Source organism: Streptomyces sp. NPDC004051 (assembly GCF_053604275.1).
This window is the reverse complement of sequence record NZ_JBSGHG010000040.1, coordinates 1-15,888: the sequence shown is the minus strand read 5'-3', so window position 1 is coordinate 15,888 and position 15,888 is coordinate 1. Positions and strand designations below refer to the sequence as shown.

Genomic DNA, 15,888 nt, shown 5'->3' with positions numbered 1-15,888 from the left:
TACTGCCGTGTGCCCCGGCGAGGGCGTCCAGTACCGACACGGACAGCGGCACGTTGCAACCCTCTGCAACCCTGGTGGAGCGCCCCGCACTGGTTGAAACTTGAGCGGCGCCGTCCCGAGCGGCGTCCACGGCTCCACGGGGCCTGTGCGGCGGGGGTGGTGCCGTGTCGGCGCGGCACCACCCCCGCGTCACGCCGGCTCCGGCCGGGCCCGCGCCACGACCGCCGCGAGGTCGAGGGTGGACGGCAGCGTCCCGAACGAGGCGCCCCCGTCACCGCCCAGCCGGGCCGCGCAGAACGCGTCGGCGACCTGCGGCGGCGCGTACCGCACCAGCAGCGAGCCCTGGAGCACCAGCGCGAGCCGCTCCACCAGCCGCCGCGCCCGCCCCTCGGCGCCCTCCAGATCGGCCAGCTCGGTCAGCAGGCCCCGGATCGCGCCGTCCAGCCGGTGATCGGCCCCGCGCGCCTGCCCGACCTCCCGCAGATACGCGTCCAGCACCCCCGGCTCCCGGCGCAGCGCCCGCAGCACGTCCAGCGCCTGGACGTTGCCCGCGCCCTCCCACACCGAGTTCAGCGGCTACTCGCGCACCAGCCGGGGCATCCCCGACTCCTCCACGTACCCGTTGCCGCCCAGGCACTCCGCCGCCTCCACGACGAGCGGCGCACACCGCTTGGTCACCCAGTACTTGGCCACCGGCACCGCGATCCGCAGCAACGCCCGCTCCTGCTCGCCCCCGTCGTCGCAGGCCGCGGCCAGCCGCAGCGCCAGCGTGGTGGCCGCCTCCGACTCCAGGGCGAGATCGGCCAGCACATTGCGCATCAGCGGCTTGTCGACCAGCTTCCCGCCGAACGCCTCCCGGTACGCGCAGTGGTGCACCGCCTGCGCGACGGCCTGCCGCATCAGCCCCGCCGAGCCCAGCACGCAGTCCAGCCGGGTCGCCGCCACCATCCCGATGACGGTGCGCACCCCGCGCCCCTCGTCCCCGACCCGCCGCGCCCAGGTCCCCGCGAACTCGACCTCGGCGGACGCGTTGGCCCGGTTGCCCAGCTTGTCCTTGAGCCGCTGGAGGAGGAACACGTTGCGCGAACCGTCCGCGAGCACGCGCGGCACCAGGAAGCACGTGAGTCCGCCGGGCGCCTGCGCCAGCACCAGGAACGCGTCCGACATGGGCGCCGAGCAGAACCACTTGTGCCCGGTCAGCTCGTACGCGCCGTCCTCGGCCAGCGGCCGCGCGGACGTCGTGTTCGTCCGGACGTCGCTGCCGCCCTGCTTCTCCGTCATGCCCATCCCGAAGAGCACGCCGGCCTTCTCGTGGGCCGGCCGCAGGCCCTGGTCGTACACCGGCGACGCCAGCCGCGGCTCCCACTCGGCGGCCAGCGCCGGGTCCGCGCGCAGGGCGGGCACGGCCGCGTGCGTCATCGACAGCGGGCAGCAGGTGCCGGCCTCGACCTGCGTCCACATCACGAACGCCGCAGCCCGCCGCACATGCCCGCCCGGCCGCCCCCACGCCCCCGTCAGCCCCGCCGAGACCCCCTTGCCGAGCAGCCGGTGCCAGGCCGGGTGGAAGTCGACCTCGTCGATCCGGTGCCCGTACCGGTCGTGGCTGCGCAGCCGGGGCGGGTTCTCGTCGGCCAGCACCCCCCACTCCTGCACCTGCGCGGAACCGGAGGTCCGGCCGAGCCCCGACAGTTCGGACCGGCCCTCGTCCAGTACCGCCGGGTCCAGATGCCGCTCGACCGCCTCCGTCAGCACCCGGTCGGCGGCGAACACGTCGTACTGCGTCAGCGGCGGCGGCTGGTTGGTCACGGTGTGGGTGCTACCTGCCATTGGACCTCTTCCGAGGGAACCACCGGCCTCAGCCGGTGGGGGAGTCGAATCCTTGGTGTACGTCTCTGGTGTCCCGCAGGGGATCGGTTCGGGCCGGACCGCAACCCTCGGGTGGGAAGCACCCTTCCTCCGGGAGGGGGAGCGGAGTCACGACGACGAACCTACCCGCCGTCCCCGCCACCCGTCTCACCTCGTGACCCTTCGGGTGAGGGCGGCCGGACACGGCGGATACCTTTGGTTCGTGCAGCCAGCAAGCGAATCCCCCGACGCGCTCTCCGGTCGACTCCACAGGGCCCGCGCCCTGTACCGCAATGTCTCCAAACGCAGGACCGCCTGGCTGCTGCTCAAGGACACCGTCAATTCCTGCATGGAGTACCGCATCCTGGGCCTGGCCGCCGAGGCGGCCTTCTTCACCCTGCTGTCGGTGCCCCCGCTGCTGCTCAGCATCATCGGTCTGCTCGGCTACGTCGACTCCTGGACCGGCGCCGACACCATCCAGAGCCTGCAGACCAACCTCCTCGAGGCGTCCCGCGCCGTGCTGTCCGACCGGGGGGTGAAGCAGATCGCCGAGCCGATCCTGCACGACGTCACGAAAGGCGGCAGACCCGACGTCATCTCCATCGGCTTCCTGTTCGCCGTGTGGTCCGGTTCCCGCGCGGTGAACGTCTTCATCGACACCATCACCGTGATGTACGGCCTCGACGGGGTGCGCGGCATCGTCAAGACCCGCCTGGTGGCCTTCCTGCTGTTCATCGCGGCCCTGCTGATCGGCTCGGTCGCACTGCCCCTGATGGTGGCGGGCCCGGACGCCGTCGTCCGCGTCGTCCCCTGGTCGGCGACGCTCGTGCAGATCCTGTACTGGCCGGTGGTGATCCTGCTGTCGGTCGCCTTCCTGACCACGCTCTACCACGTCTCCGTACCCGTGCGGTCCCCGTGGATCGAGGACGTGCCCGGCGCGCTGGTCGCCCTCGCCATGTGGGTGATCGGCAGCATCCTGCTGCGGATCTACCTGACCAACACCGTCGAGGGCCCCACCATCTACGGCTCCCTCGCGGCCCCCGTCGCCGTCCTGCTGTGGATCGGCGTGTCCGCCTTCGCCGTGCTCGTGGGGGCCGCGGTCAACGCCGCCATCGACCGGGTCTGGCCGGCCGCCGCGACGGCCGCCGCCCGCGAGACCAACGAGCGGCTGCGGCAGGAACAGGTCGCCGAGTACGTCGCCCGCACCTCCACCGCGACCGACGAGACCGACCCGGACATGCCCGCCGAGTTCCCCGAACGCTGGTCACGCTTCCTGCCCCCCGAGGACGTCACGGCCCGCCTGCGCACCCACACCAAGAACAACCACCACCCGCGGAACGGCGAGGAGCAGACGGGACCGTCGGACGACGAGAAGTGAGGCCGACCGTCCGACGGCGACGCATCCCGCCGGGACGCACCGGGTCCCGATTCGGTCACGGAGAACGGACGGAGTTGCTTCTTAGGTAAGGCAAACCTTAAATGAGCCTGACCCGCACCTCGGAAAGGCTTTGTCATGAGACGTCCCTCCCTCCGCACGATCGGGGCCCTCGCCGCCTCAGTCCTGCTCCTCCCCCTGACGGCCGCCTGCGGCTCGGACGACAAGGGAGCAGGCTCCGGTACCGGAGCCGGAGGGAAGGACGGGGGAGGGACGCTCGTCGTCTACTCCGGCCGCAGTGAGGACCTCGTCGCGCCACTCATCGAGAAGCTGGAGAAGACCACCGGCACCGAGGTCGAGGTGCGTTACGGGGACAGTGCCGAACTCGCCGCCCAGCTCCTCGAGGAGGGGGACAGGACCGACGCGGACCTCTTCTTCTCGCAGGACGCCGGCGCGCTCGGCGCCCTGGGCAAGGAGGGCCGTCTCGCGGCGCTGCCGCAGAAGTCCCTCGACAGCGTCGACAAGGCGTTCCGCGCGGAGAACGGCGACTGGGTCGGTGTGTCGGGGCGGGTCCGCGTCATCGCCTACCACGGCGACAAGGTCGCCGAGGCGCCGGACAGCGTGCACGAACTGACCGAGCCGAAATGGAAGGGGAAGGTCGCCTACGCGCCCACGAACGCCTCGTTCCAGGCGTTCGTGACCGGCATGCGGGTCCTCGAGGGCGACGACGCCACGCGCAAGTGGCTGAAGGACTTCCAGGCCAACGACCCCCAGGTGTACGAGAAGAACGGCGCCGTCCTCGACGCCGTCGACGGCGGCAAGGCCGAACTCGGCCTGATCAACCACTACTACTGGTACGAGAAGGCCGCCGAGGAGGGCGCGGACAAGCTCAAGGCCAAGCTGCACTTCCCGACGAAGGGCGACCCGGGCGCGCTCGTCAACGTCGCGGGCGTCGGGGTCCTCAAGGGCAGCGACCAGAGCGCCGCCGCGCAGAAGGCCGTCGACTTCTTCCTGGCGAAGGAGGCGCAGACCTACTTCGCCGGCGAGACCCACGAGTACCCGCTGGCCGCCGGAGTCACCGGCGAGGACGGCCTTCCGCCGCTCGACTCCATCGACGCGCCGGAGATCGACCTGAGCCGGCTGGAGTCCCTCCAGGTCACGCTGGAGATGCTCCAGGAAGCCGGGATGGTCTGATCGGTATGAAGAGTTCGGGTACCCGAGGCCCCCAGGCCCCGCCGGCACCCGCCCGTTCCGCCCCGGGCCCGGACGACGCCCCCGCACCGTCCAGGCCCGGGCGCGCCGGGCGCAGACCGCCGCTCCTCCTGCTGGCCCTGGCTTCGGCAGCCGCGGCCCTGGCCCTGCTCCCGCTGGTCTACCTGGCCGTACGGGCCGTGGAGCGAGGCCCCGCGTACGCGTGGCACGTCGTCGCGACCGACCGCACGCTGGAACTGCTCGCCCGGAGCGTCGGTCTGGCCGCCGTGGTGGTGACCGCCTGCCTCGTCCTGGGCATCTCCCTCGCCTGGCTGACCGTCCGCACCGCGCTGCCCGGCCGGCGCGCGTGGTCGGTGCTCGCCACGCTGCCGCTCGCCGTGCCCAGCTATGTGGCTGCCTTCGCCTGGATCTCGGCGCGCCCCGATCTCGCCGGGTTCAGCGGTGCCGCCTTCGCGCTCACCCTGGTCAGCTACCCGTACGTGTATCTGCCGGTGGCCGCCGCCCTGCGCGGTGTCGACCCCGCCCAGGAGGAGGCGTCACGCGCCCTGGGCCACGGGCCCTGGAGCACGTTCCGCCGGGTCACCCTGCCCCAGCTCCGCCCGGCCGCGGCCGGCGGCGGGCTGCTCGTGGCGCTGTACGTCCTCTCCGACTTCGGGGCCGTGTCGATCATGCGGTACGAGACCTTCACCCGAGCCATCCACACGTCGTACAAGGCGAGTTTCGACCGCACGCCCGCAGCCGCCCTCAGCGTGGTGCTCGTCCTGATGACGGTGCTGCTGGTCGCCGCCGAGGCGCGTACCCGCGGCCGTGCGGGCCACGCCCGGACCGGCGGGGGCACGGCCAGGCCCGCACCCCCGATCCCGCTCGGCCGGCTGAAGTGGCCCGCACTCGGCTGGTGCTCGGCCGTCGCCGCGGCCGGGGTCGCCTTCCCGGCCGGGGCCCTCGGGTACTGGCTGGCGGTCGGCAACTCCCGTACCTGGGATCCGCGGGGACTGCTGGAGACCGGGGGGATCACGCTGCTCGTGGCGGCCCTCGGCGCCGTGCTCACCACGTGCCTGGCCCTTCCCGTCGGCGTGCTCGCCGCCCGCCACCGGGGTCGCGCCGCACACCTGCTGGAGCAGGCCGCGTACGCGGGCCATGCCGTGCCCGGGATCACCGTGGGCCTCGCGATGGTCTTCCTCGCGGTGCGGTTCGCCTATCCGCTGTACCAGGAGCTTCCCCTGCTCGTCGCCGCCTACGCGGTGCTGTTCCTGCCGGTCGCCGTGGGCGCCATCCGGGCAGCGGTCCTCCAGTCACCGCCCGTGCTGGAGGACGTCGCCCGTTCCCTCGGGCGGGGGCCGCTGGGCGTCCTGCGCGAGGTCACGGTCCCGCTCGCCGCTCCCGGTGTCGCCGCGGGCGCCGCCCTGACCTTCGTGGTCTGCATGAAGGAACTCCCGGCGACCCTGCTGCTGCGGCCCACCGGTATGGACACCCTCGCGACCCGCCTGTGGACCGAGACCGGAACCGGCTCGTACGCCGCCGCCGCTCCGTACGCGGCCGTCCTCATCCTGATCGCCGCCGTTCCCTCGTACCTCCTCGGAAGGCACCGCACATGACCGACCTGCGGATCACCGGGCTCACCAAGTCCTACGGGCCCGGCGCCCCCGTCCTGAACGGGATCGACCTCTCCGTCCCCGCGGGGCGGCTGGCCGCCGTCCTCGGGCCCTCGGGCTGCGGCAAGACGACCATGCTGCGCATCGTGGCGGGCTTCCTGCGGGCGGACGCGGGGACGGTCGAGATCGGCGGACGGACCGTCACCGGACCCGGCACCCACCTGCCCCCGGAACGACGGCGCATCGGCATCGTGCCGCAGGAGGGCGCCCTGTTCCCGCACCTGAGCGTGGCGCGTAACGTCGCCTTCGGGCTGGCGGGCTCCTCCCCGGCCGAACGCCGTCGGCGCACCGGGGACATGCTCGATCTCGTCGGCCTGCCCGGCCACGGGGACCGGATGCCCCACGAACTCTCCGGCGGCCAGCAGCAACGCGTCTCGCTGGCGCGGGCGCTCGCCCCGGAACCCGCGATCGTCCTGCTCGACGAACCGTTCAACGCCCTCGACAGCGGACTGCGGGCAGGCGTACGGGCCGATGTGCGCGCGGCGCTCAGATCCACCGGGGCGACGGGCGTCCTCATCACCCACGACCAGCAGGAGGCCCTCTCCACGGCAGACCTTGTGGCGGTCGTCAGAGCGGGCAGGGTGGCCCAGTGCGGAACCCCGCAGGACGTCTACCACAGGCCGGAGGACCCCTGGGTGGCCGCCTTCGTCGGTGGCGTCGTCCTGCTCCCGGGCACCGCCAGGGGCAAGACCGCGGACACCGCCCTGGGCCGCATCCCGTTGGAGACCCCGGTGGACGACGGCGCCGGAACGGTCGTGCTGCGCCCCGAGCAGCTCACCCTCGGCGCCCCGTCCGACCAGGCTCCCCGCGGCACGGTGACGGACGTCTCCTTCCACGGACCGGACACCCTGGTGACGGTGGCGGTGACCGGACTGGACTCACCGGTGCACGTCCGTGTTCCCGGGCCGGTCGCGCACCGCCCCGGCGATCCGGTGAGCCCGGCCGTCACCGGCACGGCGACCCTCCACCTCCCCCGGCGGGACGGCGACGAGTGCGTGGTGGGCGAGTACGGCCCCGTGGTCACCGCCTGACCGGTTCGGGCCGTCGAGCGGGCGTGCGGGGGCACGCCCGCCCCGCGTCTACGCTGGCCCCCATGGACGCCCTCACCGGCCTGCTGGAAGGCCCCCGAGCCCGTGGGGCGTTCATGATCAGGGCGTGCTTCGACCCGCCCTGGTCGGTCCGGATCGAGGACCGCGCCCCGCTGACCGTGATGCTGCTCGTCCGCGGCGACGCCTGGATCGTGCCGGACCGCGGCGAACGGCTGCGGCTGCGCCCCGGAGACCTCGCCGTCGCGCGCGGCCCCGACCCGTACACCTGCGCCGACGACCCCGGCACCGCGCCGCAGGCGCTGATCCTGCCGGGCGGCGAGTGCCACCACCCCGACGGACGCCCCCTGAACGGGGTCATGGACCTCGGCGTCCGCACCTGGGGCGGCCGGCCCGACGGCGAGACGGTCATGCTCATCGGCACCTACCGCACACGGAGCGAGACCGGCGGCCGGCTCCTCGACGCGCTGCCGCCGCTGCTCTCCCTCACCGCCGACGACCGGCACCGCCCGCTCACCCCGCTCCTCGCGGCGGAGATCGTGCGGGACGAACCCGGCCAGGAGGCCGTCCTCGACCGGCTGCTCGACCTGCTGGTCATCGCCGCCCTGCGGGCCTGGTTCGCCCGCCCCGAGGCGGCGCCGCCCGCCTGGTACGAGGCCCTGGGCGACCCCGTCGTCGGCCCGGTGCTGCGCCTCCTCCAGAACGACCCCGCCCACCCCTGGACGGTCGCCGCGCTCGCCGCGAAGGCCGGAGTCTCGCGCGCCGCGCTGGCCCGCCGCTTCACCGAACGGGTCGGCGAACCCCCGATGACGTACCTCACCGGCCGGCGCCTCGCCCTCGCCGCGGACCGCCTCCGCGACACCGAGGACACGATCGGCGCGATCGCCCGCCACGTCGGCTACGGCAGCGCCTTCGCGCTGTCGACCGCCTTCAAACGGGAGTACGGGGTCAGCCCGCAGGAATGGCGGACGCGGGCCGCGTAGCGTGGGGGCCGTGTACAGCGAGCGTGCGTCACGGCTGCCGGGCGCGGTCGTGTGGACCAACACCCCGACCGGCACCGGAGCGGGCCGGGTCCTGCCCGACGGCTGCATGGACCTGCTCTGGCACGACGGACGCCTGCTGGTCGCGGGCCCCGACACCCACGCCCACCTCACCGAGGGCGACGCCACCCGCCCCTGGGCGGGCATCCGCTTCCACCCCGGCACCGCCCCCGCCCTGCTGGGCGTGCCCGCGCACGAACTGCGCGACCGGCGCCCCGACCTGGCGGACCTGTGGCCGGCGGCGCGGGTACGCCGTCTGACCGCCCGGGTGAACGCGGCGGCCGACCCGGCGCACGGCCTGGAGGACCTGGCCCTGCGACGGGCCGCCGAGACCGCGCCGCCCGACCCGGCGCTGCTGCGGCTCGTGGCCGCCCTGGACACGGGCCGCCCGGTCGCCACGACCGCCGACGCACTCGGCCTGAGCGCCCGCCAGCTGCACCGCCGCTCGCTCACCGCGTTCGGCTACGGCCCCAAGACCCTGGCCCGCATCCTCCGCCTCCACCGGGCCCTCGCCCTGGCCCGCGCGGGCACCCCCTTCGCGGAGACCGCCACCCGCACCGGCTACGCCGACCAGGCCCACCTCTCCCGCGACGTACGGAACCTGACGGGCCTGCCCCTCACCGAGCTACTGGCCGCCCGCCGCTAGCGGAGCGAACAGGTCGACCCCGTTGCCGTCCGGGTCGAGCACCACCGCGTACCGCTGCCCCCACACGGCGTCCCACGGCTTCAGCTCGCTGCCGCATCCACTCGCGACCAACTCCTCGTACAGCGCGTCCACTTCCTCCGGACTGTCGCAGCGCAGCGCGAGCGAGGACCGCCCGCCGCCCGACGGCGGCCGCCATCCGGTGTGGAAGGACCGGACCACCTCTTCGGTGTCCAGCAGCAACCGCAGCCCGCCCGGCAACCCCGCCTCGGCGTGCCCCTGTTCCTCGGCCCCCTCGGGGAACGCGAACCCGAGCCGCCGATAGAAGGCGACGGAGGCGCCCATGTCGGAGACGACCAACCCGATGGCATCGAATCGTGCACTCATGCGGCCACGGTAGGTCGGCCCGGCCGGCCCGGTCTTGAAGGAAACGGACGCGCTCGCGTGGGGGTCGACAGCGCGGTGGTGCCGTGCTCGCGCGTTCCCCCCGGGCGGGTGGAGAGTTCGGTGCAGGTGCTCTCCGGGCGGTGGCCGTCCATGATGCGCAGCAGGAGGCGCGGGGCCGTCGCCGCCATCCCGGGCAGGGACCACCGGGACACGACCGGATGGAAAGCGCTTCCCGCTTGAGGTGTGGGGCAGCTCGGCGGGGAGGCGGCCACCGGAACGGAGCAGGAATACCGCTGAGCTTCCCGGTGCTCTTGTGGTGCCGGAAGCGCTGCGAAGGGCTGGTGGGCAGATGACGGCGGACGACCGGGCGCACCCCGTGACCCCCGTGACCCGCATGAGCGCCGTGAGCCCCGTGCCCCCCGTGGTCAGGACGCCGTACGGCGCCGTACGCGGCAGACGGGAAGAGGGGATCGCCGTGTTCCGGGGCATCCCGTACGCGGCACCGCCGTTCGGCCCCCGCAGATTCCGGCCGCCCGTCCCGCCGGACCCCTGGGACGGCGTACGCGACGCCGACGCCTTCGGCCCCACGGCCCCCAAACCGCCGTACTCCGAGGCCTTCGCGCGCTGTCTCGCCGATCCGTCCATCGCGGGCGACGACTGCCTCAACCTGAACGTCTGGACCCCCGACCCCTCCCCCACAGCCCGGCTGCCGGTGCTGGTGTGGCTGCACGGCGGGGCCCTGACCAGGGGTTCCTCGGCGGTACCGGTGTACGACGGGCGGGCCTTCGCCCGTGACGGCGTGGTGTTCGTGTCGGTCAACTACCGGCTCGGCGTCGAGGGCTACGGTCTCTTCCCGGACGCCCCCGCCAATCCGGGCCTGCGCGACCAGCTCGCCGCCCTGCGCTGGGTCCACGACGCGGTCGCGGCCTTCGGCGGCGACCCCGACCGCATCACCCTGGGCGGCCAGTCCGCCGGGGCGATCAGCACGGGTGCGCTGATCGCCGCCCCGCAGACCCAGGGCCTGGTCCGGCGGGCCATCCTGCAGAGCGGGCCGCCCGAGGCGTCCGACCGGGGCAGGGTGCGGCGGGTGGTGCGCCGCATGGCGAACCGGCTGAAGGTCCCCGCGACCGCCGAGGCCTTCGCCGCCGTCGACCGCGAGCTGCTGCTGCGCACCCAGGCCGAGGTGGGGCGCCTGAGCAGCCCGGTGCTGGGCGGGCCCGCCTTCGGCATGGTCGTCGACGACGACCTCGTCCCGCGCGACCCCCTGGAGGCGCTCACCGACGGCGGCGCGGCCCCCGGCGTCGACCTGCTCACCGGATGGACCACCGACGAGCACCGGCTGTGGCTGGTGCCGGGCGGACTCCTGGAACGCGTCGACCGGCTCGGCGCGGTCGCCCTGGCCGGGGCGATGGCCCGCTGCCACTGCGGCAGCGAGGTCCCGCGCGGCTACCGCGCCCTGCGCCCGGACGCCGGCACCGCCGACATCGTCGGCCAGATGGTCGCCGACCACCTCCTGCGCATCCCCCTCCACCGGCTCGCCGACGGCCGCGAAGCCCCCTCGTACGTCTACGAGTTCGCCTGGCCCTCCAACCGCCCCGGCATGGGCGCCTGCCACGCCCTGGAACTCGGCTTCGTCTTCGACAGCGGCGACGAGCCCGACGCGCGCAGACTCGCGGGCGAGGGCGCACCCCGAGCCCTGGCCGACGCGATGCACGGCGCCTGGGTGCGTTTCGTCTCCGACGGGCAGCCGGGATGGGAACGCTGGGACACCGGGCACCCGGTGCGGGTGTTCGGAGCCGAGGCACCGCACACGGCGTACGGGCCACGCGACCGCGAACTCGCCCTGTGGACCACGACCACCGACGGCCCGACCGACCGCACCACCGGTGACACCACCGATGACACCACCGAGGTCCCGCCACTCGCCACCGCACCGGAACTCCGCTCGGTCATCGGCCGCCTGCGCCGCAGCGGTGTGCTCCGACGACACTGAGGTGCGGGAATTCCGGTGAGCGGGCCTCGACCTCCCGCACGGCGTACCGACGCACCGACGCACCGACGTATCGAAGAGGAGCAGGGAACCATGCGTGAAGTGAGCCGGGCCGATGTGGTGCTCTCCGGGTACGGTCCGGTCGGCCGGGCCTACGTCGAGTACCTGGCCCGGCAGCGGGACGAGCTCGCCCGCCGGCACGGTGTACGGGTGAACGTCGTCGCCGTCCGGGCGAGTTCGGGAGAGTGCCGGCTCCGCGAGGGCGAACCCGTGCCGCCCCGCTCGGCGTGGGGCCCGCCGGTCCCGCTGGAGGAGACGCTCGACCGGACCGCTGCCCGCGTGTTCGTCCAGGCGATCCCGTCCTCCCCCCGGCTCCGCCTGCACGCCGCGGAAGAGGCCGTGATCGCCCTGCGCAGAGGAGTGCACGTGGTCACGGCCACCAAGAGCCATCTGCTCAGCCACTGGCGGGACCTCGACGAAGCGGCCCGCGCGGCCGCGGCCATGATCAGGATCTCCGGGGCGACGGGAGCCGCGCTGCCGGCGGGGGACCTGTCCAGGACCTCGTTGCGGGGCCTGGGCTGCACGACGATCCGGGCCTGCCCGAACGGCACCGCCACGTTCGTCCTCGACCGCCTCGCCGCGGGCGACTCGCTGGGCGAGGCGGTCCGGGAGGCCCAGCGCCGCGGAATCGCGGAAGCGGACCCCTCGGCCGACCTGTCCGGTGAGGACGCCGCCACGAAGGTGCGGCTGCTGGCAGCGCTGGCCTGGGGATGGTACCCGGCGTCCGTGCAGGTGCGGGCGGAGCCGGTGGCCGAGGGCGCTTCCCGGGCGGCGCCGGCCGCGGCCTCCCGGGCACGCCGCCTGCGCGCCGTGGCAAGCGCCTCCGTGGACGCGCCCCACCTGGTCCGCGTCCGCCTGGAGGAGACGGAGCCCGGTGACCCCCTGCACGCGCTCGTCGGACCGGAGAAGGCCGTGGTGTTCGGCTGCCCCGACGCCGGCGACGTGATCGTCAGCGGGGGACGCTCGAGCCCCCTGGGCGCCGCGCTCGCCCTGGTGAAGGACACCATCGAGGTCACGGCCCCCCGAACCGGGTTCCTCTGACCCGCGCGATACACGGGGGACCCGCGCTCCGACAGAGGGGACAGCACTGTCGAGGTGCAGCGGCGGCCGTACAGCCGAGTCGCCCGCGGAGTGCCCAGCACGGCGGGGTGGGCGGTGCGGATGATCCCCGGCGTGCGCGGTCGTGGGCGCGCCCCCGCGCGTACTCCGGGAGTGATTCTTCGTCGGAGATGCTTTACACGAGCGCCGGGCGAATGTTTTATGCGCCTGACAGTGCACGGGCAGATCGGATTCCGGTTCGGCGTAAAGGGCGACGGGTTTTCGGCCAATGTGAGCGAGCGGACGCGATCGCCCCCGATCAATTCATGTCCTCTTTCGAGCCGCGGGGAAGAGGATGTGTGATCTGTTCGGAATTTCCGGAACGGGTCACCTTCCTCCTTTGCGTCACACGTCACAGGAGGAGCAGACGCGCAAAGCGGGCCCGGTGGCCAACGCGCCGCTCATGAACGGGACGTTTCACTGCACGCCGGCAGCAAATCAGCTTTTACGCTCTTAATCTCATGGTGTTCCGGGTGGATCTCATCCGGGTGAGCCTTCACGTCCATCAGGAGGACCGATGAAGCGTACTCTCAAGACCCGCATCGCCGGCGTGGCGGTGGCCACCATGGCCGCCGCCGGCGCTTTCGTGGTGGCCGCGCCGTCCGCCAGCGCGACGCCGAGCGACTGCACGTCGTACCTGGCCTCGAAGGGCTACTCCAGCACCGACACCAACCTCGCGTGCACCATCGGCGGTTCCGGTCTGCCCGCCGACCAGCTGCTGTGCCGCGTGACACTGATGAACGTGTCCTCGGTCCCGCCGGCGATCGCCGACACCGCCTGCCGCAAGGCCGCCCTGTAACCGGTCCGGCATCTCCGCTGTGCCCTGGAAGGCGCTGTCACCGCCTTCCAGGGCACACGCATTATCCCCTCCCGAGAAGCCGGGCGGTCCGGGAGGACAAGTCCTCCGACGCGGCCCCCGGGATTCTGAGATGATCATCGCTGGAGTGATCGAGGGGGGCGCGTGTCCACGTTCTTTCTGGTGGCCGGTTCGGCGATGGCACTGGTGCTCGGGGCGGCCGGCGCGGTGGCACTGGTGACCGGCCGGATCGTACTGCCCTGGTTCCAGGGCGGTGTGAGCCGTCCCGGACTGTGGGGTGCCGGCGCGCTCCTGCTGGCCGGAGGCCTCGCGGCCACGCGCCGCATGCCGTCCGGGGGCAATATGCCGCTCATTCTGGTCGGCCTCTCCTTGATGGCGACGTCACAGCTCCTCGAGGAACCCCGACGGACACGCTCCGGCCGGACCGTGAGGTCCGCGAATCGTTCGAAATGATTTCCGAGAATTCCCATGTCGCGCGACTCCACCGCCTCCGTGCTCCGCATGCGGGGAAAGTCGGGAATGCTCCCGCGACCGCTGCGGCACGGGACGAACTGAAAAGGGAACCGGGTGTTCGACTGCCCGAGGGCCACAAGGAAATCATCGGCAGGTACACCCCGGTCCGTGGGAGAGGCACGCCCGGGTCATGCCGTGCCCCGGCCGTCCGCGAAACAGTCCCGCTCCGTCGATGTCCGGGCCCGGGCCCGGCATGCGGCAGCCGGCTGATCTTCTCCGACATTGCTGCACGACCTCAGGCTCCACGCGAGAATCTCGATCCGGACCATCGACGGAAAAGGACGAGGCCGTGCAGCCCACCCTCAATCTCTGGCGCCGACAGCTCGGGGAGGTGCCCGAGTCGGTCTGGCAGCGCACCGAGCTTCGCGTGCTGATCCTGGCGGACAACGGCCTCACGACCCTCTCACCGAAGATCGGGCGACTGGACCGTCTGACCACTTTGGACCTCGGCCACAACAAGCTCACGTCGCTTCCCGACGCTCTGGGCGACCTGGCCCGACTCAGCGACTTCCTCTACCTGCACGACAACAACTTGTCCCGCCTCCCGGACACACTGGGCAACCTGACGCGGCTGCGCTACCTCAACGTCGGCGAGAACCCGCTCACCGCCTTGCCCGAAACCGTCGGCCGGATGACGGAACTGATCGAGCTGCGAGCCCAGCACGGCCGGCTGACCGGATTGCCCGGCAGCATCGGCCACCTCCACAGGTTGCGCGAGCTCCGGCTGCGGGGGAACGGACTCAGGACTCTGCCCTCCACGGTGGCTGATCTGCAGGAACTACGGCACCTGGACCTGCGGGAGAACGACCTCACCGAACTGCCCGAGTCCCTGGTCGACCTTCCCCGGCTGCGGCACATCGACCTCCGCAGCAACCATGTCGTCCGGATCCCGGACCGGGTGGTGCGGATGCCCGCCCTGGAGAAGCTGGATCTCCGGTGGAACCCCTGCACGCTCCCCCGCCGCGTGTCGACGGGGCTGGAGGAACGCGGATGCGTCGTCCTGCTGTGAACCGTCGGCACAGCACTCCGACGCGAAGCTGCCGTCATTTTCGGCGAGACGGCCCGTGCCGTCGATCGTCCGGGTGAGCCCGGACGAGGGCGCCTCGGATCAGGGCTTCGCGTGCCCCGGTCCGGCGCCGTCGAGAGCGTCGGCGGCACTCAGGGACATCCGTGTTCCCGGTTTTCGAGCCGGCCTGACTGGAGCGCGGCGACGAGGTACGCGAGTCGTCGGGATGCGCGGTGGGGGCGGCCTTCGGAGGGTTTCTCCCGCAGTGGGCGGAAAACCGTTCGACCGGGCGGGGTCGGAGTCGGCATGGTGCGTACTCGTGACGACTCCGCAGCGCTTTCTGGTCCGGGCCGCCGCCCGCAACAACGCCGAGTGGTGCGCGGCGATGAGCCGATCGCACGGCTCGGCGGGCGAGTTCGGGGCACAGGCCTGGGCCGCTCCGTCCCGTACGCCGCTCTACCACCCCGACGCGGTGACGCTGGTGCCGGGCGCCGACCCGGCCGCGCTGGTGGCCCGGATCGACACCACCGCACCCGGCGCCTCCGTCAAGGACAGCTTCGGCGACCTCGACCTGACGGAGGCCGGTTTCCGGGTGCTGTTCGAGGCGCGGTGGATCCACCGCCCGGCGAGTGCGCCCGCCCCCGCGCCGGACCTCGACTGGGCCGTGGCGGGCGACCCGGACACGCTGCACGCCTGGGCTCTCGCCTGGGACGACGGGGACGGCAACGCGGACCTCTTCCGGCCCGGACTGCTCGACGACCCCGCCACCTTCGTGCTCGTCGGACGGTCGGCCGAGGGCCGAGTGGTCGCCGGCGCGGTGGCGAGCCGCAGCCACCACGTGGTCGGAATCTCCAATGTCTTCGCGCTGGACGGCGGTCCTGACGCGGCCTGGCCGCTCGTACTGGACGCGGTGGACCGGCTGTTCCCCACCCTGCCGGTGGTCGGCTACGAGCAGGGCGACGATCTGGCGGCAGCCGTCCGCCACGGCTTCGAACCGATCGGTCCGCTGCGGGTCTGGCAGCACGGACCGCCCCAGCCGTTTCTCCGGTCACGGGCAGGAGGGGCCGGATCCCCGCCCTCCTGCCCGTGACCGGAGCGCCTTCACCCGCCGCGCGGCGTCCGGGGGGTGCCCCTATGGGTTTCGTCGGTTCACCTGGATCCTGCTCAGCCAGAACGCCCAGGTGACCGGTTTCGACGGGACGAC

At 73.0% G+C, this 15,888-nt stretch carries 13 protein-coding genes and 1 pseudogene; 12 read left to right on the top strand and 2 right to left on the bottom strand.

From position 1 onward, the window contains the following. Positions 1 to 189: 189 nt before the first annotated feature. A pseudogene (locus ACWEQO_RS29330) lies at positions 190 to 1,827 on the bottom strand (acyl-CoA dehydrogenase family protein). Between the two features lie 241 nt (positions 1,828 to 2,068). Here ACWEQO_RS29330 and ACWEQO_RS29325 point away from each other — a divergent pair. From ACWEQO_RS29325 to ACWEQO_RS29300, 6 genes are all read left to right on the top strand, one after another. After that, positions 2,069 to 3,223 (top strand): YihY/virulence factor BrkB family protein, encoded by a 1,155-nt coding sequence (locus tag ACWEQO_RS29325; protein WP_361459522.1) that lies wholly within the window; start codon positions 2,069 to 2,071, stop codon positions 3,221 to 3,223. A 135-nt stretch (positions 3,224 to 3,358) separates the two neighbouring features. After that, complete coding sequence (locus ACWEQO_RS29320; protein WP_452985839.1) at positions 3,359 to 4,414, top strand: iron ABC transporter substrate-binding protein; 1,056 nt, start codon at positions 3,359 to 3,361, stop codon at positions 4,412 to 4,414. Between the two features lie 5 nt (positions 4,415 to 4,419). Continuing rightward, a complete protein-coding gene (locus ACWEQO_RS29315; RefSeq protein WP_452985838.1) occupies positions 4,420 to 6,027 on the top strand; it encodes an ABC transporter permease in 1,608 nt (535 codons plus the stop codon). Next, on the top strand, positions 6,024 to 7,115 hold the full coding sequence (locus ACWEQO_RS29310; protein WP_361459519.1) for an ABC transporter ATP-binding protein: 1,092 nt from the start codon (positions 6,024 to 6,026) through the stop codon (positions 7,113 to 7,115). Before ACWEQO_RS29315 ends, ACWEQO_RS29310 begins: the two co-directional genes overlap by 4 nt. Positions 7,116 to 7,177: 62 nt before the next feature. Continuing rightward, positions 7,178 to 8,113: an AraC family transcriptional regulator gene (locus tag ACWEQO_RS29305; RefSeq protein WP_361459518.1), complete on the top strand. Its 936-nt coding sequence runs from the start codon at positions 7,178 to 7,180 to the stop codon at positions 8,111 to 8,113. A 10-nt stretch (positions 8,114 to 8,123) separates the two neighbouring features. Continuing rightward, on the top strand, positions 8,124 to 8,816 hold the full coding sequence (locus ACWEQO_RS29300) for a helix-turn-helix domain-containing protein (RefSeq protein WP_452985837.1): 693 nt from the start codon (positions 8,124 to 8,126) through the stop codon (positions 8,814 to 8,816). Here the strand turns inward: ACWEQO_RS29300 and ACWEQO_RS29295 are convergent. Beyond that, entirely contained in the window at positions 8,796 to 9,200 is a 405-nt protein-coding gene (locus ACWEQO_RS29295; RefSeq protein WP_361459516.1) for a VOC family protein, read from the bottom strand. The genes ACWEQO_RS29300 and ACWEQO_RS29295 overlap by 21 nt on opposite strands. A gap of 394 nt (positions 9,201 to 9,594) precedes the next feature. Here ACWEQO_RS29295 and ACWEQO_RS29290 point away from each other — a divergent pair, with 394 nt between their 5' ends. The 6 genes from ACWEQO_RS29290 to ACWEQO_RS29265 all read left to right on the top strand — a co-directional run bounded on the left by ACWEQO_RS29290 (position 9,595) and on the right by ACWEQO_RS29265 (position 15,774). After that, the gene (locus ACWEQO_RS29290; RefSeq protein WP_452985836.1) at positions 9,595 to 11,193 is read left to right on the top strand and encodes a carboxylesterase/lipase family protein; all 1,599 of its coding nucleotides are present in this window, start codon (positions 9,595 to 9,597) and stop codon (positions 11,191 to 11,193) included. Positions 11,194 to 11,283: 90 nt separating this feature from the next. Beyond that, complete coding sequence (locus tag ACWEQO_RS29285) at positions 11,284 to 12,291, top strand: homoserine dehydrogenase (RefSeq protein WP_452985835.1); 1,008 nt, start codon at positions 11,284 to 11,286, stop codon at positions 12,289 to 12,291. Positions 12,292 to 12,865: 574 nt separating this feature from the next. After that, positions 12,866 to 13,147 carry a hypothetical protein gene (locus ACWEQO_RS29280; RefSeq protein WP_361459513.1) on the top strand — a complete coding sequence of 94 codons (282 nt, stop codon included), beginning with the start codon at positions 12,866 to 12,868 and terminating at the stop codon, positions 13,145 to 13,147. A 162-nt stretch (positions 13,148 to 13,309) separates the two neighbouring features. Further along, positions 13,310 to 13,618, top strand: coding sequence for a hypothetical protein (locus ACWEQO_RS29275; RefSeq protein ID WP_361459512.1), 309 nt, complete (start codon positions 13,310 to 13,312; stop codon positions 13,616 to 13,618). A 349-nt stretch (positions 13,619 to 13,967) separates the two neighbouring features. Further along, positions 13,968 to 14,687: a leucine-rich repeat domain-containing protein gene (locus ACWEQO_RS29270; protein WP_452985834.1), complete on the top strand. Its 720-nt coding sequence runs from the start codon at positions 13,968 to 13,970 to the stop codon at positions 14,685 to 14,687. Positions 14,688 to 15,003: 316 nt separating this feature from the next. Further along, the gene (locus tag ACWEQO_RS29265; protein WP_452985833.1) at positions 15,004 to 15,774 is read left to right on the top strand and encodes a hypothetical protein; all 771 of its coding nucleotides are present in this window, start codon (positions 15,004 to 15,006) and stop codon (positions 15,772 to 15,774) included. The last annotated feature ends 114 nt before the right edge of the window (positions 15,775 to 15,888 follow it).